19 protein-coding genes are annotated in these 22590 nt (G+C 59.0%); 5 read left to right on the top strand and 14 right to left on the bottom strand.

The genetic code is table 11. The features are described from left to right. Window positions 1-357: 357 nt before the first annotated feature. The 6 genes from HBN79_RS16945 to arcD (HBN79_RS16920) form a co-directional block, all read right to left on the bottom strand. Complete coding sequence (locus HBN79_RS16945) at window positions 358-1866, bottom strand: sigma-54-dependent transcriptional regulator (protein ID WP_095019742.1); 1509 nt, start codon at window positions 1864-1866, stop codon at window positions 358-360. Window positions 1867-2050: 184 nt separating this feature from the next. Next, window positions 2051-2410, bottom strand: a complete 360-nt coding sequence (locus HBN79_RS16940) for a DUF5064 family protein (RefSeq protein WP_095001374.1) — start codon at window positions 2408-2410, stop codon at window positions 2051-2053. A gap of 54 nt (window positions 2411-2464) precedes the next feature. Then, window positions 2465-3394, bottom strand: a complete 930-nt coding sequence (arcC, locus tag HBN79_RS16935; RefSeq protein WP_095001375.1) for a carbamate kinase — start codon at window positions 3392-3394, stop codon at window positions 2465-2467. Between the two features lie 124 nt (window positions 3395-3518). Further along, window positions 3519-4529, bottom strand: coding sequence for an ornithine carbamoyltransferase (locus HBN79_RS16930; protein WP_095001376.1), 1011 nt, complete (start codon window positions 4527-4529; stop codon window positions 3519-3521). A 78-nt stretch (window positions 4530-4607) separates the two neighbouring features. Beyond that, window positions 4608-5864, bottom strand: a complete 1257-nt coding sequence (gene arcA, locus HBN79_RS16925) for an arginine deiminase (protein ID WP_088377977.1) — start codon at window positions 5862-5864, stop codon at window positions 4608-4610. A 33-nt stretch (window positions 5865-5897) separates the two neighbouring features. Continuing rightward, window positions 5898-7325 (bottom strand): arginine-ornithine antiporter, encoded by a 1428-nt coding sequence (arcD, locus tag HBN79_RS16920; RefSeq protein ID WP_029611554.1) that lies wholly within the window; start codon window positions 7323-7325, stop codon window positions 5898-5900. A 454-nt stretch (window positions 7326-7779) separates the two neighbouring features. Here arcD (HBN79_RS16920) and arcD (HBN79_RS16915) point away from each other — a divergent pair, with 454 nt between their 5' ends. After that, on the top strand, window positions 7780-9207 hold the full coding sequence (arcD, locus tag HBN79_RS16915) for an arginine-ornithine antiporter (protein ID WP_169916919.1): 1428 nt from the start codon (window positions 7780-7782) through the stop codon (window positions 9205-9207). Window positions 9208-9378: 171 nt separating this feature from the next. On the opposite strand, the gene HBN79_RS16910 is transcribed toward arcD (HBN79_RS16915), so the two are convergent. The 7 genes from HBN79_RS16910 to gap all read right to left on the bottom strand — a co-directional run bounded on the left by HBN79_RS16910 (window position 9379) and on the right by gap (window position 16449). Then, a complete protein-coding gene (locus HBN79_RS16910; protein ID WP_095001397.1) occupies window positions 9379-9780 on the bottom strand; it encodes a YbaN family protein in 402 nt (133 codons plus the stop codon). 57 nt (window positions 9781-9837) lie between these two features. Then, window positions 9838-10446: a biliverdin-producing heme oxygenase gene (locus tag HBN79_RS16905; protein ID WP_095001378.1), complete on the bottom strand. Its 609-nt coding sequence runs from the start codon at window positions 10444-10446 to the stop codon at window positions 9838-9840. A 112-nt stretch (window positions 10447-10558) separates the two neighbouring features. Continuing rightward, entirely contained in the window at window positions 10559-13156 is a 2598-nt protein-coding gene (locus HBN79_RS16900) for a TonB-dependent receptor (RefSeq protein WP_095001379.1), read from the bottom strand. Window positions 13157-13274: 118 nt separating this feature from the next. Then, window positions 13275-14243 (bottom strand): FecR domain-containing protein, encoded by a 969-nt coding sequence (locus HBN79_RS16895; RefSeq protein WP_095001380.1) that lies wholly within the window; start codon window positions 14241-14243, stop codon window positions 13275-13277. 51 nt (window positions 14244-14294) lie between these two features. After that, window positions 14295-14813, bottom strand: a complete 519-nt coding sequence (locus tag HBN79_RS16890; protein WP_095001381.1) for an RNA polymerase sigma factor — start codon at window positions 14811-14813, stop codon at window positions 14295-14297. A 165-nt stretch (window positions 14814-14978) separates the two neighbouring features. Next, the gene (locus HBN79_RS16885; protein WP_095001382.1) at window positions 14979-15443 is read right to left on the bottom strand and encodes a methylglyoxal synthase; all 465 of its coding nucleotides are present in this window, start codon (window positions 15441-15443) and stop codon (window positions 14979-14981) included. Window positions 15444-15447: 4 nt separating this feature from the next. After that, window positions 15448-16449, bottom strand: a complete 1002-nt coding sequence (gap, locus tag HBN79_RS16880; protein WP_169916918.1) for a type I glyceraldehyde-3-phosphate dehydrogenase — start codon at window positions 16447-16449, stop codon at window positions 15448-15450. Window positions 16450-16658: 209 nt separating this feature from the next. Between gap and edd the strand changes: the two genes are divergently transcribed. The 4 genes from edd to HBN79_RS16860 all read left to right on the top strand — a co-directional run bounded on the left by edd (window position 16659) and on the right by HBN79_RS16860 (window position 21709). After that, a complete protein-coding gene (gene edd, locus HBN79_RS16875; RefSeq protein ID WP_095001384.1) occupies window positions 16659-18485 on the top strand; it encodes a phosphogluconate dehydratase in 1827 nt (608 codons plus the stop codon). Then, entirely contained in the window at window positions 18482-19438 is a 957-nt protein-coding gene (locus tag HBN79_RS16870; protein ID WP_095020850.1) for a glucokinase, read from the top strand. Before edd ends, HBN79_RS16870 begins: the two co-directional genes overlap by 4 nt. Window positions 19439-19527: 89 nt before the next feature. Beyond that, window positions 19528-20259, top strand: coding sequence for a response regulator transcription factor (locus HBN79_RS16865; protein ID WP_095019828.1), 732 nt, complete (start codon window positions 19528-19530; stop codon window positions 20257-20259). Next, on the top strand, window positions 20249-21709 hold the full coding sequence (locus tag HBN79_RS16860; protein WP_169916917.1) for a HAMP domain-containing sensor histidine kinase: 1461 nt from the start codon (window positions 20249-20251) through the stop codon (window positions 21707-21709). Before HBN79_RS16865 ends, HBN79_RS16860 begins: the two co-directional genes overlap by 11 nt. On the opposite strand, the gene HBN79_RS16855 is transcribed toward HBN79_RS16860, so the two are convergent. Continuing rightward, window positions 21678-22325, bottom strand: coding sequence for an AP2 domain-containing protein (locus HBN79_RS16855; protein ID WP_095020852.1), 648 nt, complete (start codon window positions 22323-22325; stop codon window positions 21678-21680). The genes HBN79_RS16860 and HBN79_RS16855 overlap by 32 nt on opposite strands. Window positions 22326-22590 lie beyond the last annotated feature (265 nt).

The following is a 22590-nucleotide window of genomic DNA, read 5'->3' as shown; positions in this document are numbered from 1 at the left end:
TATTTATCAATGAGTTAAGATTTTAAAAGAGGTATTCGAAGAGCAAGACTGTAGCGAATTCGATACAGCCTGAAGGCCATAAAAAAATCCAAGGGGATCAAAGCCTTGCGTGGCATGGGTAGAGAGGGTGTGTATCGAATTCGTTCCGGTGGATTGAATTCGATACAAGGCTTGGGTTGCCAATGAGCGGGAGCACAAACTCTGTGGCGGCTGCCGAACTCAGCCTTCGGCAGCTGCAAGGTCTGAAGGGAATTTTAACTGTGGGAGCGAGCCTGCTCGCGAACGACTTTCGCGAGCAGGCTCGCTCCCACAGGGAGGGTTGACAGGCAACAGAGTATCTACAGGGCTCTGTGTCCGTCAGGCCTTGCCCGGGATGCCGTATTTGCGCAGTCGATGGGCGATGGCGGTGTGACTGGTTTGCAGGCGGCTGGCCAGTTGGCGGGTGGAGGGGTAGCTGACGTAGAGCTTCTCCAGCAGCGCCTTCTCGAATGTTTCGACAGCGTGCTCGAGGGTCTCGATCTCGCTGTCGTTTTGGCGTGCCACCGAGGTGCCGGCGATATCCAGGTCGCCAATGTCCACCAGCGAACCCTCGCAGATGGCCGCTGCGCGAAAAATCACGTTCTGCAACTGGCGTACGTTGCCGGGCCAGCGGTTGCCCAGCAGGGCCGGGTAGGTACCGGGTGCCAGGCGACACGCCGGACGCTGGATCTGGGTACAGGCCTGCTGCATGAACGCGCGTGCCAGCAACAAAATATCCTGGCCACGTTCACGCAGGGGCGGCACTTCGATATTGAGCACGTTCAGACGGTAGAACAGGTCTTCGCGAAAGCTGCCTTCGTTGACCATTTTTTCGAGGTTGCGGTGCGTGGCGCTGAGGATGCGCACATTGACCTTGACCTCGCGTTCGCCGCCCACCCGGCGAAAGCTGCCGTCGTTGAGAAAGCGCAGCAGCTTGGCTTGCAGGTAGGGTGACATTTCGGCGATTTCGTCGAGAAATACCGTGCCGTTGTTGGCCAGTTCCATCAGCCCCGGCTTGCCGCCACGCTGGGCGCCGGTAAAAGCGCCGGGGGCATAGCCGAACAGTTCGCTTTCAGCCAGGTTCTCCGGGAGCGCAGCGCAGTTCAGGGCCAGGAACGGTGCGCCAAACCGATCGCTGATGGCATGGCAGGCGCGGGCCACCAGTTCTTTGCCGGTGCCGGTCTCCCCCTGGATCAGCAAGGGCGCGTCCAGGGCCGCCACGCGCTGCGCCCGGGCTTTCAGCGTGCGGATGGCAGGTGAGTCGCCGAGCAGGGCGTCAAAGCCTTCTGCGTGATCGTGATGCAGGGCTGCCAGGCGCTCGCCGATGCGGCTTGGCTGGTACAGGGTAAGCAGGGCGCCGGCATCGGTGATCGGCGTAGCGTCGAGCATCAGCGGATGGCCGTTGAGCGTGACTTCGCGCAGTGGCAGGCGAAAGCCGTTTTCCAGCAGCACGTCGAGCAGCCCGGGGTCGCTGAACAGTTGGCCGATACTTTCGCCGGTCGGCTCGTGGCCGTACAGTGCAACCAGCGCCGGGTTGGCCAGCAGCACATGGCCTTCGCTGTCGAGCGCCAGTACCGGGTCGGTCATGGCGGCGAGCAAGGCGTCCAGTTGCAGGTGACGGCGCTGGCCGGGAAGGATATCGACGACCGTTACCGTTTGCACACCGCGGACACCAAACAGGGCCTCGCGCAGCTCGTCGAGCACTTGCGGGCTGAGGGTCGGGGCGTCGATGTAAACGTTGGGCGGAACCATTTCCACCGCATCCAGATTGAGGTTGCGCCCGCCCAGCAATGCCAGGACTTCCTGGGTGATGCCAACTCGGTCGATAAAACTGACATGGATACGCATGGGAACGGCAAACACTTCTGGCCAGCAGGGACGGCCAGTATGCCTTGGCGGGGGGGATAGGTGAAATTCCGTGGGAGCGGGCTTGCTCGCGATGGCATCAGCGCGGTCTAGTCGTTAAACCGTGTTGCCTGCATCGCGAGCAAGCCCGCTCCCACAAAAATGCAGCCCTCGGCCAGTGGCTGAATCAGTCCAGATGGTCGAGCTTGATCGGGTCGCCCGGCTTGTGGTTGAGCTGGGCCATCACGTCGGCGAACATCTTGTCGTAGTAACCGTGCATCGAGCGGATGTCGGCGGTTTTGGGAATGCCGTGCTTCACGGCAATCTGGAAAGCGTCATGGGCAAAGTTGTAGGCCATGTCCTTGGGCAGTGTGAAGGACTCCTTGAACTCCTTCTTGTTGATCTGACCGTGCATGTCGAACTGCATCGACTTGCCTTCCTTGGGATCCTGAACGACCTGGTAATCGATCTTGATGTCATACCCAAAGTCGCTCGGTTGCAGCGGTTCGCGGTGGATATGCAGGTGACCGGGTTCGAACGAGGCCATAGGGTACTCCTTGAGGCTATGGGAAAGGGCAGGCCCCGGGGCCTGCCCCGAGGTTCAGAAGTAGGTGATACCCGGTTTTTCGGTGCTGACCCGAGTACCGGCCTTACCTTGAACGATTGCTTCGATATCCGCCAGTGCGCCGATCACGGCAGTCTTGCCGGTTTTGCGGGCAAACTCGCAGGCCGCTTCCACTTTAGGGCCCATGGAGCCCGAGGCAAAGCCGAGTTTTTCCAGCTCGTCCGGGTGGGCCTGAGCAATGCCCTTCTGGGTTGGCTTGCCCCAGTCGATAAAGGCCGCATTCACGTCAGTGGCGATCACCAGCAGGTCGCTGTCCAGTTGCTGGGCCAGCAGCGAGGACGCCAGGTCCTTGTCGATCACCGCTTCGATGCCGCGCAGCTTGCCGTCTTCGCCGTACATGGTGGGAATGCCGCCGCCGCCCGCACAGATCACGATGGTGCCTTTTTCCAGCAGCCACTTGATCGGGCGAATTTCGAAGATGCGTTTGGGTTTCGGGCTAGGCACTACGCGACGGAACTTGTCGCCGTCCGGAGCAATGCTCCAGCCTTTTTCGGCGGCCAGGCTCTTGGCTTCGCTTTCGGTGTAGACCGGGCCGATCGGCTTGGTCGGCTTCTGGAACGCGGGGTCCTTGGGGTCGACTTCAACCTGAGTCAGCAGGGTGGCAAACGCGGCCTCCTGTGGCAGCAGGTTGCCCAGTTCCTGCTCGATCATGTAGCCGATCATGCCTTCGGTTTCAGCACCGAGCACGTCCAGCGGGTAAGGGGCGACTGCAGTGTAGGCGGCGGCTTGCAGGGACAGCAGGCCGACTTGCGGACCGTTACCGTGGGCCACTACCAGCTCGTTGCCATGGGCAATGCGGGCGATTTGGGCGGTAGCGGTCTGGATGTTTTCGCGCTGGTTCTCGGCGGTCATGGGCTGGCCGCGACGCAAGAGGGCGTTACCGCCCAGTGCAACGACGATACGCATAGAAGATGTCCTTTTAGAAATATGAGAGCGCCTTGTGTGGGAGCGAGCCTGCTCGCGAAGCTCGTTCGCGAGCAGGCTCGCTCCCACAGTCGTTATGCATTCACATAACGACTGTGAGCCAGGCTTAGATATCAGCCAATGCCGCGACCAAAATCGCCTTGATGGTGTGCATGCGGTTTTCAGCTTGCTCAAAGGCGATGTTGACAGGGGACTCGAACACTTCCTCGGTCACTTCAATGCCGTTTTTCAGGTTTGGATGGTGCTCGGCCACGTCTTTGCCGACCTTGGTTTCACAGTTGTGGAACGCAGGCAGACAGTGCATGAACTTCACGCGTGGATTTTCTGCCGCCTTGATCATGTCGCTGTTGACCTGGTAAGGCAGCAGCAGCTTGATACGGTCGTTCCAGGCTTCAACCGGCTCGCCCATCGATACCCAGACGTCGGTGTGGATAAAGTCCACGCCTTTGACGGCAGCTTTAGGGTCTTCGGTCAGGGTGATTTTGGCACCGCTTTCCTTGGCGAATTCCTGGCACTGTTTAACGAACGACTCTTCCGGCCACAGGCTTTTTGGTGCGGCAATACGCACGTCCATGCCCAGTTTGGCACCGATCAGCAGCAGCGAGTTACCCATGTTGTTGCGGGCGTCGCCCAGGTACGCGTAGCTGATGTTGTGCAGCGGCTTGTCGCTGTGTTCGCGCATGGTCAGCACGTCGGCGATCATTTGCGTCGGGTGGAACTCAGCGGTCAGGCCGTTGAACACCGGCACGCCTGCGTATTTGGCCAGCTCTTCGACAACAGCCTGTTCAAAGCCACGGTATTCGATGGCGTCAAACATGCGGCCCAGAACGCGGGCGGTGTCTTTCATGCTTTCTTTGTGACCGATCTGTGAAGAAACCGGGTCGATGTAGGTAACGTGCGCGCCCTGGTCGTGGGCTGCTACTTCAAATGCGCAACGGGTGCGGGTCGACGTTTTTTCGAAGATCAGGGCGATGTTTTTGCCTTTCAAGTGCGGCTCTTCAGTACCGGTGTACTTGGCGCGCTTGAGATCGCGGGACAGATCGAGCAGGAAATGCAACTCACGTGGAGTGTGGTGCATCAGGCTCAGAAGGCTGCGGTTTTTCATGTTAAAAGCCATGGTGATCTCCTTGGTTTCGGGTTAACCGGCTTGCACCGGCCCCGTGTTGGGGCCGGGGCAAGCAATCAAATGGGTAGATTAATAGTCGACAGGGTCACGCACGATCGGGCAGGTCATGCAGTGACCGCCGCCACGGCCGCGGCCCAGTTCGGAGGCGCTGATGGTGATGACTTCAACGCCAGCCTTGCGCAGCAGGGTGTTGGTGTAGGTGTTGCGGTCGTAACCGATCACCACGCCAGGCTCCAGGGCCACCACGTTGTTACCGTCATCCCACTGCTCGCGTTCTGCTGCGAACGAGTTGCCGCCGGTTTCGACCACACGCAGTTTTTTCACGCCCAGGGCCTTGGCCACTACGTCGAGGAAGTGGCCTTCTTCGCGTCGTACGTCCACGCCGCCTTGTTTCTTGTCGTCCGGGTACACCGAGAACGCAACGATCTGGTTCACGACTTCAGGGAAGATGGTTACCAGGTCGCGGTCGCAGAAGCTGAACACGGTGTCCAGGTGCATCGCCGCGCGGGACTTGGGCATACCGGCAACGATCACTCGTTCTACAGCGCCGTTCTTGAACAGGTTTTGTGCCAGTTGGCCAATGGCCTGACGTGACGTGCGCTCGCCCATACCGATCAGGACTACGCCGTTGCCGATTGGCATCACGTCGCCGCCTTCAAGGCTGGCGTTGCCATGGTCGACTGTCGGGTCGCCGTACCAGATCTGGAAGTCGGCGTTGGTGAACTCAGGGTGGAACTTGTAGATCGCGGTGGTCAGCAGGGTTTCCTGACGACGCGCCGGCCAGTACATAGGGTTCAGCGTCACGCCACCGTAGATCCAGCAAGTGGTGTCACGGGTGAACTGGGTGTTGGGCAGCGGTGGCAGGATAAAGCTGGTGTGACCGAGGAAGTCACGGAACATCTGGATGGTCTTGCCACCAAAGCTGTCTGGCAGATCGTCTGCCGACACGCCGCCGATCAGGTACTCGGCAATTTGGCGTGGCTCAAGGCTTTTAAGCCAGGATTTGACTTCGTTGACCAGGCCCACACCCACCTGATTGGGGGTCACTTTGTGGTCCAGAATCCAGTCCAGGGCTTCCGGGATGGCAACGATATCGGTCAGCAGGTTGTGCATTTCCAGCACATCAATGCCGCGGTCGCGCATTTTGGTGACGAAGTCGAAGTGGTCACGCTTGGCCTGGTTGACCCACAGTACGTCATCGAACAGCAATTCATCGCAGTTGCTTGGGGTCAGGCGCTGGTGAGCCAGGCCTGGGGAACACACCATAACCTTATGTAGCTTACCGGCTTCGGAATGCACGCCGTATTTCACTTTTTCCGTGGTCATTACAGTCATCCTCCAAAGTACACAAACAGGTTGTTACAGGGTCAGGAAACCGTCGTAGAGACCATAGGCAGCCACCAGGGCGCCGATCACTACTGCGGCAAAAATCACTTTCTCGATGTTGGTGAACACGGGCTGGCCGCTTTCACGCTTGGCCTTGGCGAACAGAATGGCGCCAGGTGCATAGAGCAGGGCCGACAACAGCAGGTACTTGAGGCCGCCGGCATAGATCAGCCAGATCGCGTAGATCAGGGCGATACCGCCGATGATCAGATCTTTCTTGCGTTCTGCCAGGGCGTTCTCGTAAGTCTCGGCACGTACCGCCAGCAGGAAGCCGTAGGCTGCAGACCAGAGGTAAGGCACCAGGATCATCGAGGTCGCCAGGTAGATCAGCGACAGATAAGTACTGGCCGAGAACAGGGTGATGATCAGGAACAGTTGCACCATGGCGTTGGTCAGCCACAGGGCGTTGACCGGTACATGGTTGGCGTTTTCCTTTTTCAGGAAGGCCGGCATGGTGTGGTCCTTGGCCGCCGAGAACATGATCTCTGCGCACAGCAGTACCCAGGAGAGCAGGGCACCCAGCAGCGAGATGATCAAGCCGACGCTGATCAGTACTGCACCCCAGTGACCGACCACATGCTCTAGCACGGCCGCCATCGAAGGGTTTTGCAGTTTTGCCAGTTCAGGCTGAGTCATGATGCCCAGCGACAGCACGTTTACCAGTACCAGCAACAGCAGCACGGTGATAAAGCCGATCACGGTGGCCCGACCCACGTCCGAACGTTTTTCGGCACGGGAAGAGAAGATGCTTGCGCCTTCGATACCGATGAACACCCAAACGGTGACCAGCATCATGTTGCGCACCTGATCCATCACGCTGCCCAGGTCCGGGTTTTTTACGCCCCAGATGTCACTGGTAAAGATGTCCAGTTTGAACGCGAAGAGGGCAATCAGGATAAACAGAACCAGCGGTACGACCTTGGCAACGGTGGTTACCAGGTTGATGAACGCTGCTTCCTTGATCCCGCGCAGTACCAGGAAATGCACGGCCCAGAGCAGGATCGAGGCGCCGATGATGGCGGCGGGGGTATTGCCTTCGCCGAAGATCGGGAAGAAGTAACCCAGGGTGCTGAACAGCAACACGAAGTAGCCGACGTTACCCAGCCAGGCGCTGATCCAGTAGCCCCAGGCTGACGAGAAACCCATGTAATCGCCGAAGCCTGCTTTGGCGTAGGCATACACGCCGCCGTCAAGGTCAGGTTTGCGATTGGCGAGGGTCTGGAACACAAAAGCGAGGGTCAACATACCGACAGCGGTAATTGCCCAACCGATCAGGATTGCGCCGACATCAGCGCTGGCGGCCATGTTTTGAGGCAGCGAAAAAATCCCGCCGCCAATCATTGAGCCGACTACCAGAGCAACCAACGCACCCAGTCGCAGTTTTCCAGGAGTATCAGACATTTGTAGTGACTCCAATCTAGGAGAAGTGAGGCTTCAAAGTTAAGTCCATTGATATTCAAGCCGTTTGACATAGATCAGGGCATTACTACATTCCATTGTTGATAGAGCGGGGAAGGTCGCGATCACGCATTTTTATGACGCTTCCTGAAAGCCTTACTCCAGAGATGTTTTCAGGTATTAATACGTTCGTTACCCACGGTGTCGTGGGGATTGAAGCTAGCCAGTATTTCCAGATTTGCAAATGTCATCTTCAAGTTTCATGAACCCCTCCATGAAATTAAATCGTCATCTATATATGAACGGTTTTTTAGGTTTCAATAGGCGCAATGGTTATCAGGGAAGCACGGCTTATTGCGGGGATCTATTAAACGTTTGGGCACTGCATATATTTAGTCAGTGAACGTCTGTAGCCTGATATTCATAAGTTTTAACCAAGTAGTACAGCGAGGTGACGATGTCGCAACAGACGCAAAAGCTTAGGCTCAACGCCCTGATCGCGTTGGTTGTCGGCTCGATGATTGGAGGCGGGATTTTTTCGTTGCCACAAAATATCCCCGAGCATGCTGCCGGTGGTGCCGTGTTGATCGGCTGGGCAATCACGGCAGTGGGCATGCTGGCGCTGGCCTTTGTGTTCCAGACCCTGGCCAATCGCAAGCCGCAGCTGGATTCGGGGGTGTATGCCTACGCCAAGGCCGGGTTTGGCGACTACATGGGTTTCTCGTCAGCCTGGGGCTACTGGATCAGCGCCTGGATGGGCAACGTCGGTTACTTCGTATTGCTGTTCAGCACCCTGGGCTATTTTTTCCCGGTGTTTGGCCAGGGCAACACGCCGATCGCCATAGGTTGCGCATCGTTGCTGCTGTGGGGGGTGCATTTCCTGGTGCTGCGCGGGATCAAGGAAGCGGCGTTTATCAACCAGCTGACCACCGTGGCCAAAATCGTCCCCATTGTGATGTTTATCGTGCTCACCGCCGTGGCGTTCAAGGCCGATATTTTCACCCGGGATTTTTGGGGCACACAAACACCCAGCCTGGGCAGCGTGATGGACCAGGTGCGCAACATGATGCTGGTGACGGTTTTCGTGTTTATCGGTATTGAAGGTGCCAGTGTCTACTCGGGCCGTGCCGAGAAACGTTCGGATGTGGGCAAGGCTACGGTTATTGGCTTTCTCGGCGTGCTGGCCCTGCTGGTGCTAGTGAACGTGCTGTCGCTGGGGATCATGAGCCAGCCGGAACTGGCCAGTCTGCAAAACCCGTCGATGGCCGGGGTGCTCAAGCATGTGGTGGGAGAGTGGGGTGCGATACTGATCAGTATCGGGCTGGCGATCTCGCTGCTGGGGGCGCTGCTGTCGTGGGCGTTGCTGTGCGCCGAGATCCTCTATGCCACAGCCCGGGACAACACCATGCCGGCGTTCCTGAAAAAGGAAAACGCCAACCATGTGCCGGTCAATGCCCTGTGGCTGACCAACTCGATGATCCAGATTTTCCTGGCGATCACCCTGGTGTCCGCCGGTACTTACACCAGTCTTATCTATCTGGCGTCATCGATGATCCTGGTGCCTTACCTGTGGTCGGCAGCTTACGCGGTGCTGCTGTGCGTGAGGGGCGAGACTTACGAGCGGGCGGGGCGGCGGAGGGTCAAGGACCTGCTGGTAGGGGCGGTGGCGCTGATTTATGCGATGTGGCTGTTATATGCGGCGGGGCCCAAATACCTGCTGCTCTCGGCGTTGCTGTATGCACCGGGGGTGTTCTTTTTCGCCAAGGCCAAGCGCGAGCAGGGTGAGCTGCTGTTCAAGCCCTGGGAGAAGGTGATATTCGCGATGGTGGTGATAACGGCACTGGCGGCAGCTTATGCGCTGTATAGCGGGGCGTTGGCGTTGTAAGTGGCGATTTGTGGGAGCGGGCTTGCTCGCGATGGCATCGCCGCCGTTTGCCTGATACACCGGGGTGTCAGTATCGCAGGCAAGCCAGCTCCCACAGGTGTGCGGCGCTCATAAATTCCGAGGGGGGCCAGTTCCTGTAAAAAGCCTTATGAGTGCTCCGCTCGTCAGCTGCTACGAAGGGCTTGGCAAGCGCTCCGGTCGCGACCAGATCCACAGATTGCCCATGCTCATGCCGGCTATCGCCAGAAACACCGGCCAGTTGTGATCCAGCACATACAGCATCAGCCCTGCGCACAACAACATGCTGACAGTGGCGCTGATTTTGGCGTTGCGCTTGATGATCTTGCCGTTGCGCCAGTTGCTCAGGATCGGACCAAACAACCGGTGGTTTTCCAGCCAGGCACTCAAGCGCGGGGAGCTTTTGGTCGCGGCCCAGGCGGCGAGCAAAATAAATTCGGTGGTCGGCAGGCCAGGAATCACAATCGCAATCAGGCCAATGCCCAGGCTCACATAGGCCAGCAAGCCGAACAGGATTCGGGCGATTTTCGACGTGGATCGGGTTTGGCGGGTCATAAGCTCAGGACGCATAAAAGGACACCCGACCAGCGTGCGCTGGTCGGGCCTGTCAGCTTAAGCCAGTTCTGGCTGAGCAGCGTAGGCGTGTTCCAGTAATACGGTAAAACGCTCAAAGGCCGCTACTGCACCTTTGTCGAGGTCGGCTTCTTCTTCAGCCGTCAGTTCCAGGCCGTCGAGGGTGCGGATAAAGCTTTTCCAGCCTTCGGCACGGCCACCGGCAGGCTCGCCCAGGTGGCGGGCGCCGAAGCTGTCGCTCAGGCCCAGGCCCACAGCACGCTTGATCAGGAATGCAGCGCCCAGCTTGGAGCCTTCGGAAACGAAGATCCAGCCCAGTGCTTCAGCCTTGCTTGGCGAGTTGACCGCGCCGGCAACCGGGGCAGGCACTTCGGTGTTGAGGTCGGCCAGGTCGGCCTTGGCTTGCTCGGCGCGGCAGCGCTCTGGCAGGTCAGGGACGATTTCTTTCAGGGCCGGGTCGGTGTACAGCGCCTTGAGCTCCGACTGGAACAGGTACTGGGCGACGACAAAGCGGGCGAAGCTGGCCACGTCATCAAATGGCTTGTGCGCCTTGACCAAAGCGTCGAGCTTTTGATGCGGCTCGTTGGTGATCTGGTTCAGACGTTGGGAACGCAAGGCCGGACGTGATGCGGAATCAGCAGTGGTCATGAAAAAATCCTTGAGAATGAGATGCGCTTTGTAACTAGACGATCAGGAAGACGCATCACAGTAAAAAATCCTCACTGCGCAGAGCAAAATTCTGCGCAGTGAGCGTGGCTGATCAGATATCCCAGACCAGATTGATCGAGAAGTTGCGGCCCGGCGCGGTCAGTCGCTCCATATTGGCCGGGTTCAGCACGCCGGCCTCACCCACGCTGTCGTAGCCGCGCACGTCATCCCAGTTCCAGTATTTCTTGTCGGTCAGGTTGTACAGGCCGGCATTGACGGTGACGTCCTTGGTGACCTTGTAGAAACCGGTCAGGTCGAGCACACCATAGCCAGGCGACTTGAACTGCTTGCTGGTGCCATCGGGGGCGAAGTAGCTGGTGTCGTCGACCTGGTCCTTGCTCTTGACCAGGGTCCAGCTCACCAGGGCGCCATAGTTCTGCTGCTCGTAGCCCAGGCCCATCACGGCGGTCAGCGGGTTGACGCTGTTGATCGGCTGGCCGGTGTCTTCGTTGCGACCGTGGGCATATGCCACGGAACCACGGGTATAGAGGCCCTGTGGCGCGCCGAAAGCGTCCAGGTTCAGGCGGCCTTTGACCTCGGCACCCTTGATGGTGGCGTGCTTAATGTTATTGGCCTGGAACTTGAGGTCGTCGTAGCCGGGGGTGATGGCATCTTCGTTAATGAAGTCGCGGTACTTGTTATAGAACACCGCCACGTCGAATGAGCCAGCGTCAAAGTTGCCGCGCAGGCCGGTCTCGTAGCTTTTGCTTTTTTCCGGTTCCAGATCCGGGTTCGGCTCTACCGAGTAGCCTGCCTGCAGGTTGTCAAATCGACCGTACAGCGCCTTGGCGGTCGGGGTGCGGAAGCCTTCGGCGTACTGGCCGTACCAGGTGTAGTTGTCGTTGAACGCGTAAGTGACGCCCAGTTTTGGCGACAGGCGGTGCCAGACCTTGTCTGCATCGCTTACGGTGCCTTTCTGGTCGCTGTTGACGGTGTTGAGGAATTCCTGGGTGATATGCGGCGTCAGCTTGGTGTAGTCGTAGCGCAGGCCGGGCATGAAGGTCCAGTCATTCCAGCTGATCTGGTCCTGGGCGAACAGGCTGTAGGTGTTGATGGTCGGGTCGGGGAAGTCGCTGGATTTGACCAGGTAATCTTTCGGGCTGTCGGCGCCCACGGCGGTGCAACCATTGCCTACTGCCAGGCAGGTGCCCGAGCCACTGCGCGAACCGGTGACTTTCTGGTGCTTGATAGTGGCACCGTAGGTCAGCAGGTGATCGGTGTCAGCAATATGGAAGGCTTTGTCTGCCTGGGCGTCCAGTACCCAGGTTTTTTCTTCGTAGGTGGTGTTGCGCGAACGCATCACATGACGGCTGTAGGGGAAGTAGTCTTCCAGGGTGTTCTGGTCGGTTTTGGCGATCTGGTAGTTCAGGCTCCACTTGAAGTGGTCAGCCACGGCGGTATCCAGCGCCATGCTGTTTTCCAGGCCGAAACGCTCGCGGCTGATGGTGTCCTTGCCGTTACGCGACAGGTACATGCCCAGCGGCTGGCCGTTGTTGAACGGTCCGCCGACCGCGCTTTTTTCATTGATGTCGAGGCGGTCCTTGTACTTCTCATAAGTGAAGCCAAGACGGTCGTCATCGTTGTAGTTCCAGCCCAGCTTGGCCAGTACGTTGGTGGTTTTGGTATCTTCAGGGTTGGCCGCGGTACGGGACAGCCCGGTGCCGCCGTGGTCACCGTAGGATTCGGTTTCGTGACCGTCGCGCTGGCTCAGGTGCAACAAGCCGTCGAAGTCGCCCGAGCGGCCGGCGACGGTGCCGGATTTCAACCAACTGCGATCGGCCGAGCTGTAGCCGGCCTTGAGGCGGGCGCCAACATCCTGGCCCGGCTTGATGATGTCATTGGGGTCGAGGGTGAAGTAGCTGACGGCACCGCCAATGGCGTTGCTGCCATAAAGTACCGACGCCGGGCCACGGAGGATTTCGACGCGCTTGATGATTTCCGGGTCGACGTAGTTGCGCTGGGTCTTGGCGTACGGGCCGTTGAAGAACGAGTTGGGGATCTCAACGCCGTCCACCTGGGTCAGGATCCGGTCGCCGTCGATGCCGCGGATGTTGTAGTTGCTGATGCCGCCACGCTGGCCGGCGCCGCCTACCGAGACACCCGGCTCATAGCGCACCAGGTCCTTGATGGTATTGACGTTATCGCGGTCCATATCCTGGCGGTCATGGACGGTAATGGTGCTGGGCACCGAGTTCACGTCCTGCTCCTGGCGAGTGGCGCTGATGGTGACTTGTTGCAGGGCCAGGGTGCCGGTGGAGCTGCTGCGCTTTTCCAGCACGATATTGTTGCTGGCCAGCTTGCGGTAGCCCAGGTTGGTGCCGATCAACAGGCGCTCCAGGGCTTTTTCCGGGGTGAGTGAACCGCGCACGCCGGGCGAGGACACATTCTGCGCCAGCTCTGCCGGCAGGCCGACCTGCCAGCCGGTCACCGTGCTGAAATCGTTAAGCGCGGAGGCCAATGGCTGCTGGGAGATCGCAAACTTGTAATTGCCCACGGAGCGGGTCGCCGGCTGCTCATCGGTCGCCGCCAGGGCTGGAGCCGCCTGCACACCGGCCAAAAGCATGGCGGCGGTCAACAACGACAACGTGCACTGCTGCAAACCACCCTTGCGGGCGTTGGATGAGGACCGGCTGTTGAAACGAGTGGGCATTGATAGCGCTCCGTGGTGAACGAATCTTATAGTTGCGAAGCTGACTCAAAATGCGAATCAGTTGCATTGACTACAACGAGACGTATGACCTTAGGCTATCGAGTAAAAAAACCTACTTTTAATTGAGAATTACCAACGCCGGGAATTCTGAAAGGCTACTTGAGGTGATATGGGCCAGTGAGCGGACGATATCCAGAGGCTGATCCAGCCGGTAGTTGCCGGTCACTGCCACGTTGGCGAGTTTGTCGTTGTTGTTGACGATCCAGCCTGGGTAGTAGCGGCGTACTTCATCCAGCACCTTGCCCATCGGGCAGTTTTCGAACACCAGGCGCCCCTGCACCCAGGCCAGGTCGGTCTGGGGGTTGAGCCGGGCGGTCTTGCTAAAGCCGTCAGGGCCAATGCGCACGCTGTTGCCAGCCGACAGGCGCATTTGCGCACCGGCACTGTTGACCCGCAAGTCGACGTCGCCGCGCTGCACCCGCACCTGTGTTTCACCATTGAGGTAGCTCACGGCGAAGGCGGTGTCGCGCACGCTGACGCGCACGGGGCCAGCATCAAGCACCAGCGGGAACTCCAGGTCGGCGGGAATTTCGAAATACGCTTCGCCCTGATACAGGCGGGCGCTGCTTTGGGCATTGACCACCTTGCTGGAAAACGCCGAGTTGGTGTTAAGCAGCACTTTTGAGCCGTCCTCGAGTTGCAGGCGCTGGCGCTCGCCCACCACGGTCAGGTGATCGGCTTGCAGGCGTAACGGTACATTGCTGTAGCTGCCGACGCTGATAATCACCACCGCCGCAGTTGCCAGGTGTTTCCAGTGTCGTCCTATGCGCCGCAACAGGCCGGGGCTACGGCGGGCTTGCAGGGTTTGCGCGGCGGCCAGCAGCGGTTCGCCGTTCCAGATCGCATTGGCCTTGGCAAAGGCCTGGGCATGGGCGGGGTCGGCATTGAGCCAGTTTTCGAAAGCGGCTTTTTGTTCGTCGCTCGCACACTCAAGAGTAATCAGCCATTCCAGTGCCTGATCCATGGCGCTGTCCTGCAGCACGTCTTGCGCCAGTTCTGGCACGGCAGATTTGTGAGTGTCCGTCACGGATGTTCCTTGGCAGTTTCAGAGCGTTCTAGCAGGCATCGCCGGTCAAGGTTAAGGGCGATTGAGTCTGTCGGCTACCCCGATGCAGATTGCCATGATCAATTTGAGTTCCTTTTGAACGGTGCTCAAGGAAACGTCAAGCTCTTCGGCAATCTCCTGATAACTGCAGCCATGCAGGCGGCTGAGGATGAAAATCCGTTGTTGACGGGCACTTAACTGGCTCAGGCTCACACTCAGACGCTCCAGTAGTTGCGCGGCTTGATGGGCTTCTTCAGGGGTGCTGAGAGGGGAGGCAACGCCTTCGATCACTTCAGTGGGCACATCTTCGACCACGGTGCGTGACTGGATCCGCCGGGCGCGCAGGTGGTCAAGCGCCAGATTGCGTGCGGTCTGGAACACAAAGGGCTCAAGGTGCTCGACGCTGCGTTCGCTCAAGGCGCGGGTTACGCGCAGGTAGGTCTCCTGCAGCAGGTCTTCGGCGGTGCTGTGGTTGTTGACCATCCGCTCCAGGGTGCGCAGCAGGGTTACCCGTTGGGTAAGGAAGACTTGATTGAAGTGGGACTGACTCACAGTGCTACCCGACCGATTTTGAGCGAATGATAATGCTTATCATCTGTGCTATTGGTCAAGTGCTGTTTTGAAATGGTTTGAAATCGTTCTGGTGGGAGTGAGCCTGCTCGCGAAGGTCGTAGACGATAGTGCGTCTTCGCGAGCAGGCTCGCTCCCACCATAAACCTAAACCCGACCCTTCAAATACGCACTGTAATCAGGAATGCGGTGTTCATGGGGCTGGCTCATCAGCGGGCTGCTGAGCAGGTAGTCGGCGCTGCATTCATTGCACGCCACGGGGATGTTCCATACTGCCGCAACCCGCAGCAGTGCCTTGATGTCCGGGTCGTGGGGCTGGGGCTCGAACGGGTCCCAGAAGAACACCAGCATGTCGACCCGTTGCTCGGCGATCCGTGCCCCCACCTGTTGATCGCCGCCCAACGGCCCGCTGATCATGCTTTCGATCGGCAGGCCCAGGCGCTGGCTCAGCAGCAGCCCGGTGGTGCCGGTGGCGCACAGGTCATGCTGGCTGAGGGCTGCCTTGTGGCGTTCGGCCCAGTCCAGCAAAAAGCCCTTGCAATGATCGTGGGCCACCAGGGCGATACGCTTGCGCGCCGCCAGGGTGGCCGTGGTGAAGCTGATACCGATCATCGCGTTACTCCGCGTTGTGCAGCGCCAGGCAGTTATCGAGCATGCGGTTGGAGAAGCCCCACTCGTTGTCGTACCAGGCCAGCACTTTTAGCAGTTTGCCGCTGACTTTGGTGTGATTGGCATCGAAGATCGACGAAAGCGGGTTGTGGTTGAAGTCGCTCGATACCAGCGGCAGGGTGTTGTAACCCAGTACTTTGGAGTGCTGGCTGGCTTCCTTGAACAGCGCGTTGACTTCAGCTGCGGTGGTTTCGCGCTTGAGCTCAATGGTCAGGTCAACCAGCGATACGTTGATCACCGGTACCCGCACGGCCATGCCGGTGAGCTTGCCGGCGAGTTCTGGCAATACCAGGCCCACGGCTTCGGCGGCGCCGGTTTTGCTCGGGATCATGTTCTGGGTGGCCGAACGTGCGCGGTAGGGGTCCGAGTGGTAAACGTCGGTCAGGTTCTGGTCATTGGTGTAGGCGTGGATGGTGGTCATCAGGCCGTTTTCAATGCCGAATTCGCGGTGCAGGATCTGCGCCACGGGTGCCAGGCAGTTGGTCGTGCAGGAAGCATTGGAAATAATGTTGTGGGATTGACGCAAAATGTCGTGGTTGACACCGTAGACCACCGTCGCATCGGCATTTTTGCCGGGAGCAGAGATAATCACCTTGCGGGCGCCAGCAGTAATATGTGCTTGTGCCTTGCTGCGCTCGGTGAACAAACCTGTGCATTCAAACACCACATCGATGTTCAGTGCCGCCCACGGCAGTTCGGCCGGATTGCGAATGGCGGTCACGCTGATGCGGTCACCATTGACGGTCAGGCTTTCCTGATCGTGTTCGACATTGGCGTCGAACGTGCCGTGAACCGTGTCGTACTTGAGCAGATGGGCATTGATCGAACTGTCACCCAGATCGTTGATGGCGACGATCTGCAGGTCCTGACGGTAGCCTTGGGTATACAGTGCGCGCAGGACGTTACGGCCGATACGGCCAAAACCATTGATTGCGATTCGTAGAGTCATGGAAAGCGCCTGCCATCGATTTGTTGTTGGAATTACAAGATTATTCGCATAAAAATAGAAAACAAGCCATTTAAGTGGCAATATTTTGTTTTATCTACAACGAGTGACCTGAATCAACGGGTCCGAATGATTGAAGTCGCTCCCCGGAGCCCTTCGGTCAGCATAGGACACGCACAGGTCGCCACATCCGTTAGCCTGGAGTTCAACACATGCATCCCCGCGTTCTTGAAGTCACCGAGCGTCTTATTGCCCGCAGTCGTGCAACCCGCGAGGCGTATCTGACGCTTATTCGTGGCGCTGCCGGCGACGGCCCGCAACGCGGCAAGCTGCAATGCGCGAACTTCGCCCACGGCGTGGCAGGGTGTGGCACTGAAGATAAAAACAGCCTGCGGATGATGAACGCGGCCAACGTGGCAATTGTTTCGTCATATAACGACATGCTCTCGGCGCACCAGCCGTACGAGCACTTTCCTGAACAAATCAAAAAAGCATTGCGTGAAATTGGCTCGGTAGGCCAGTTCGCCGGTGGCACTCCAGCCATGTGTGACGGCGTGACCCAGGGCGAGCCGGGCATGGAACTCAGTTTGCTGAGCCGCGAAGTGATTGCCTTGTCCACAGCCGTGGCGCTGTCCCACAATATGTTCGACGCGGCGCTGATGCTGGGCATTTGCGACAAGATCGTGCCGGGCCTGCTGATGGGGGCGCTGCGTTTTGGTCACTTGCCGACCATCTTTGTACCGGGTGGGCCGATGCCGTCGGGCATTTCCAACAAGGAAAAAGCCGATGTGCGCCAGCGCTACGCCGAAGGCAAGGCCAGCCGCGAAGAGTTGCTGGAATCGGAGATGAAGTCCTACCACAGCCCTGGCACCTGCACGTTCTACGGCACCGCGAACACCAACCAGTTGCTGATGGAAGTGATGGGCCTGCATTTGCCAGGCGCCTCTTTCGTTAACCCCTACACGCCTTTGCGCGATGCCCTGACTCGCGAAGCGGCTCATCAAGTCACTCGTCTGACCAAGCAAAACGGCGATTTCATGCCGCTGGGCGAGATCGTTGACGAGCGTTCGCTGGTCAACTCCATCGTTGCGCTGCACGCCACCGGCGGTTCGACCAACCACACCTTGCACATGCCGGCGATTGCCATGTCGGCGGGTATCCAGCTGACCTGGCAAGACATGGCCGACCTCTCCGAGGTGGTACCGACCCTGTCCCACGTGTATCCAAACGGCAAGGCCGATATCAACCACTTCCAGGCCGCCGGTGGTATGGCGTTCCTGATTCGGGAGCTGCTGGAAGCCGGTCTGCTTCACGAAAACGTCAACACCGTGGCGGGCTATGGCCTGAGCCGCTACACCCGCGAACCGTTCCTGGTGGATGGCGAGCTGGTATGGCGTGAAGGTCCGATTGAAAGCCTCGACGAGTCGATCCTGCGCCCGGTTGCCCGTGCATTCTCCGGCGAGGGTGGCCTGCGGGTGATGGAAGGCAACCTGGGCCGTGGCGTGATGAAGGTATCGGCGGTAGCCCCCGAACATCAGATCGTCGAAGCCCCGGCGCGGGTGTTCCAGGACCAGCAACAACTGGCCGATGCGTTCAAGGCCGGTGAGCTGGAACACGACTTCGTGGCCGTGATGCGTTTTCAGGGGCCGCGCTCCAACGGTATGCCCGAGCTGCACAAGATGACGCCGTTTCTGGGTGTGTTGCAGGATCGGGGCTTCAAGGTGGCGCTGATTACCGACGGGCGGATGTCAGGCGCGTCGGGGAAGATCCCGGCAGCAATTCATGTGAGCCCCGAGGCTTCGATTGGCGGCGCCCTGGCGCGGGTGCAGGACGGCGACATAATTCGTGTCGATGGGGTAAAAGGTACGTTGCAACTGCTGGTGGATGAGGCAGAATTTGCCGCGCGCACCCCGGCTGTCGGCACTCTGGATAATGCCGTCGGCACCGGGCGTGAGTTGTTTGCGTTTATGCGTCAGGCCTTCAGTTCGGCCGAGCAGGGCGCGAGCACCTTTACCTCGTCTCTGGAAAATCTGAAATGAAGCTCGCACTGGTCGGTGATATAGGCGGTACCAACGCACGTTTTGCGTTGTGGGAAAACGACCAGTTGCGTTCGGTCAGCGTGTTGCCCACAGCAGACTTCGCCTGCCCGGAAGATGCCATCAAGCTTTACCTGGATAGGCTGGAACTGGCTCCGGGCTCTGTAGGCTCGGTATGTCTGTCAGTGGCCGGGCCGGTGAGTGGCGATGAATTTCGTTTTACCAACAACCATTGGCGCTTGAGCCGCTCGGCTTTCTGCCATGCGCTGCAGGTCGACAATCTGCTGCTGATCAACGACTTCAGCGCGATGGCCTTGGGCATGACCCGGCTGCAACCCGAAGATGTGCGCCAGGTTTGCCCGGGGGTTGTTGACCCGACGCGCCCGGCGGTGGTTATCGGGCCGGGCACCGGGCTGGGTGTGGGCACTTTGCTCAATCTCGGCGAGGGTCAATTCATGGCCTTGCCGGGGGAGGGCGGGCATGTCGACCTGCCCATGAGCAACCCGCGTGAAGTGCAGTTGTGGCAGCACATCTACAATGAAATCGGCCATGTGAGCGCCGAGAGCATTTTGAGCGGCAGCGGTTTGCCGCGGGTCTATCGGGCGATTTGTGCGGTGGATGGCCATGCACCGGTACTGGACAGCGACCGGGCCATTACCGCGGCTGCTTTGGCGGGCGACCCTGTGGCGCTGCAAGTGCTGGAGCATTTCAGTTGCTGGCTGGGCCGTGTGGCGGGCAACAATGTGCTGACCATCGGTGGCCGTGGCGGGGTGTATATCGTCGGCGGGGTGATTCCGCGCTTTGCCGATATCTTCCTGGCCAGCGGCTTTGCCCGCAGCTTTGCCGACAAAGGCTGCATGAGCGACTACCTCAAGGGTATCCCGGTGTGGCTGGTGACGGCGCCGTACCCGGGTTTGATCGGTGCCGGGGTGGCGTTGCAGCAGGCGTTTGGCTGAAAGCTCCGTGAGTGGGCTTGTTGTGGGAGCGAGCAAGCCCGCTCCCACAGAGTTTGGATCGCCGTATAAAAACAATAAGGAACACCACTGTGAGCACACCCGGCAAATCCATTTTGCTGGTCGATGACGACCAGGAAATTCGCGACCTGCTTGATCTGTATCTCACCCGCGCCGGTTTCCAGGTGCGTGCCGTGGGAGATGGCGCCGGTTTTCGCGAAACGCTGGACAGCGCGGCGAGTGATCTGTTGATCCTCGATGTCATGTTGCCCGATGAAGACGGCTTCAGCCTGTGCCGCTGGGTGCGTCAGCATCCGCGCTTTGCCCAGATCCCGATCATCATGCTCACTGCCAGTTCCGACGAGGCCGATCGCATCATTGGTCTTGAGCTGGGCGCCGACGATTACCTGGGTAAACCCTTCAGCCCCCGTGAGCTGCTGGCGCGGATCAAGGCGTTGTTACGCAGGGCACAATTTGTCGCTACCACCTCGGGCAACGAGGTGCTGGCATTTGAAGAGTGGCGGCTGAACACCGTGACTCATCGGCTGTTTCATACCGATGGAGAAGAGGTGATTTTGTCGGGGGCAGATTTTGCCTTGCTCAAATTGTTTCTGGATAACCCGCAGCAGATTCTCGACCGCGACACTATTGGCAATGCAACCCGCGGGCGTGAGCTGATGCCGCTTGATCGCATTGTCGACATGGCGGTCAGCCGCCTGCGCCAGCGCCTGCGTGACACTGACAAGCCGCCACGGCTGATCCGCACCATCCGCGGCAGCGGTTATCAGCTGGCGGCTCAGGTCATGTCCGGCAATGACCTTTAAGCGCCTGCGCAAATGGCATATGCCCCGTTCGCTGCTGGGACGCATGTTGTTGCTGACCTTGCTCGCGATCCTGCTGGCGCAAACCCTGTCCAGTGCTATCTGGTTGTCGCAGTTGCGTACCACGCAACTCGAAGGCCTGGTCAACAGCGCGCGTAGCCTGGCCCACTCGATGAACGCCACCGTCGCCTACCTGCGTTCCCTGCCGCTGGCCTATCGCCCATTGGTACTGGATCAACTGCGCAGCATGGGCGGTACGCGTTTTGTCGTGAGCCTCAACGACAAACCACTGGATATGCAGGTATTGCCGCCCACCCAGCGCAAGCAGGCGGTACTGGATGCCGTGGATCAGGTATTGCGCGAGGCCGTGGGGCCCAATGTCGAGATGTCGGTGCAGTTTGTCAGCCCCCAGGATCTGCGTATTTTCAATGCCGGTCTCAAACTCGACGAGCTACCGCGCTCCTGGGCGCATTTTGCACTGACGCTGGAGCCGGTCGATCCGCCGATCCTGGTCACACAAATCCAGATGGTGCCCGGTGAATGGCTGTATATCGCCTCCTTGTTGCCCCAGCCCTACACCAGTCTCGAAGAGGAGGGGCTGCCGGCCCTGCAGGTGTGGTTTATCGTGCTCAGCAGTATTTTTCTGTTGTTGTTCATCGGCCTGTTGATGCACTGGCAAAGCCGTCCGCTCAAGCGTCTGGCGCGAGCGGCCCGGGACATGTCGCTGGGTGAGGACGAGGTCAAGCTGGTCGAGGTGGGCGGCGGCAGTGAAGTGGTCGAGGTGGCGCGCGCCCTCAATACCATGCGTGCCCGCATCAGTCGTTATCTGACCGAGCGCGGCCAGTTGTTCAGTGCCATCTCCCATGATTTGCGCACGCCCATTACCCGCTTGCGCCTGCGGGTCGAGCTGCTCGACGACGAACAACTGCAATACAAATTCGGCCGTGATCTGGACGAGCTGGAAATGCTGGTCAAAGGGGCGCTGCAATGTGTGAAAGACACCGATATTCACGAAAATATCGAAGCCGTGGACTTGAACCAGTTGCTTGACTGCCTGATCGAGCCTTACCTGCTGCCCCAGGGTAACGGCCGCGTAACGCTGCAGGGCCGGGCTGTCAGACCTTACTATGGTAAACCCCTGGCGCTGCGGCGCTGCATGGGCAACCTGATCGATAACGCGCTCAAGTACGGCCACTACGCGCATTTGCGTATTGATGACAATGAGCAGGCCTTTGTCCTCACGGTTGACGATGAGGGGCCGGGCGTACCCGAGCAGCGTCTTGAGCAGGTATTCGAACCGCACTTTCGCCTGGCCGGGCAGCAGCAGGGCTACGGGCTCGGATTGGGGATTGCACGCAGCATCGCCCATAGCCATGGCGGTGAAGTCAGTTTGCAGAACCTGCGGGCCGGCGGCCTGCGGGTTACTTTGCACTTGCCGCGAAATGGCGATTGATCGACAGGGTCGCCTGCTCGGGGCTGATGGGCAACAGGGGTTCCAGGTTGCTGTCCGAAGGCTTTGCAAGGGTGGGGCTGGGCGGGTGGTCGCTGTTCATGGCGGCGTTGATACGGTTCTCACGCACGCGCCTGCTGGTCTGGCCGAAGTGCTGTTGCAGTTTTTCCATGGCCACGTCGTAGGGCTCATTGCACAGAGTCAGTTGCCTCTGACGCTCTTGTAGCGCCAGACGTTTGGCCTCGTCATCGCCATGCCGGTCAACGCGAAAGCTCTTGCTCAGGTTGTAGCCGTGAATGCGGGTTGTCGCACGCCAGTAGTCGATCTGGTTGGAGCGGACCCGGTACACCCCTGGATGACCGCTGGTGTTGTGCGGCATAAGGCGCTGACGGTTTTCATAAGAAAACGCCAGGGGCATTTTGAGAACCAATTGGTTACGCATGGTCTCAGCGGCCTCCAGGGCAGCAGCCTGATCCGCGTAGTCGGTGAAATTGAAACAGTGGACATGTACTTTCCCCGAGCGCCGAATGTCCAGCTTCCAGGCGCAGGGGGTGCCGTCCGGATCCAGTAGCTGGCTGATAAAACAGTGATTCTGGGGCGTTGCGCGCTGTTTTGGCATGAAACTCATCTCCTGATGGGGGGGCCGGCATCCGTTCTTGAATTGTGGCGAAGTGTTGCAGCCTCGCTGAAGTTTTTTGCAGGTTCAACGTGGGAAAACGACTTCGGGATCCGTCCTACATGCAACGCAGAAAATACCTTATGTATCGATAGGCGCAGCTTAAGTGCCCAGAGGAATACGGGGTTTAGCGCTGTTGAAAGATCTTTGGAACAGAACAATCACCTCGGCCGCCATGTCACCAGGTTGTGACATTTCGGCGTCTGTT

The organism is Pseudomonas sp. WS 5051 (assembly GCF_012985715.1).
Lineage (GTDB): Bacteria > Pseudomonadota > Gammaproteobacteria > Pseudomonadales > Pseudomonadaceae > Aquipseudomonas > Aquipseudomonas bubulae.
The sequence above is the reverse complement of the archived record's forward strand: the minus strand, read 5'-3'. Positions and strand labels throughout refer to the sequence as shown.

Coding starts and splice junctions, on each gene's coding strand:
- HBN79_RS16945 (WP_095019742.1), bottom strand. CDS start 1,866: ATGCGTATCCATGTCAGTTTTATCGACCGAGTTGGCATCACCCAGGAA.
- HBN79_RS16940 (WP_095001374.1), bottom strand. CDS start 2,410: ATGGCCTCGTTCGAACCCGGTCACCTGCATATCCACCGCGAACCGCTG.
- arcC (WP_095001375.1), bottom strand. CDS start 3,394: ATGCGTATCGTCGTTGCACTGGGCGGTAACGCCCTCTTGCGTCGCGGC.
- HBN79_RS16930 (WP_095001376.1), bottom strand. CDS start 4,529: ATGGCTTTTAACATGAAAAACCGCAGCCTTCTGAGCCTGATGCACCAC.
- arcA (WP_088377977.1), bottom strand. CDS start 5,864: ATGACCACGGAAAAAGTGAAATACGGCGTGCATTCCGAAGCCGGTAAG.
- arcD (WP_029611554.1), bottom strand. CDS start 7,325: ATGTCTGATACTCCTGGAAAACTGCGACTGGGTGCGTTGGTTGCTCTG.
- arcD (WP_169916919.1), top strand. CDS start 7,780: ATGTCGCAACAGACGCAAAAGCTTAGGCTCAACGCCCTGATCGCGTTG.
- HBN79_RS16910 (WP_095001397.1), bottom strand. CDS start 9,780: ATGACCCGCCAAACCCGATCCACGTCGAAAATCGCCCGAATCCTGTTC.
- HBN79_RS16905 (WP_095001378.1), bottom strand. CDS start 10,446: ATGACCACTGCTGATTCCGCATCACGTCCGGCCTTGCGTTCCCAACGT.
- HBN79_RS16900 (WP_095001379.1), bottom strand. CDS start 13,156: ATGCCCACTCGTTTCAACAGCCGGTCCTCATCCAACGCCCGCAAGGGT.
- HBN79_RS16885 (WP_095001382.1), bottom strand. CDS start 15,443: ATGATCGGTATCAGCTTCACCACGGCCACCCTGGCGGCGCGCAAGCGT.
- gap (WP_169916918.1), bottom strand. CDS start 16,449: ATGACTCTACGAATCGCAATCAATGGTTTTGGCCGTATCGGCCGTAAC.
- edd (WP_095001384.1), top strand. CDS start 16,659: ATGCATCCCCGCGTTCTTGAAGTCACCGAGCGTCTTATTGCCCGCAGT.
- HBN79_RS16870 (WP_095020850.1), top strand. CDS start 18,482: ATGAAGCTCGCACTGGTCGGTGATATAGGCGGTACCAACGCACGTTTT.
- HBN79_RS16860 (WP_169916917.1), top strand. CDS start 20,249: ATGACCTTTAAGCGCCTGCGCAAATGGCATATGCCCCGTTCGCTGCTG.
- HBN79_RS16855 (WP_095020852.1), bottom strand. CDS start 22,325: ATGCCAAAACAGCGCGCAACGCCCCAGAATCACTGTTTTATCAGCCAG.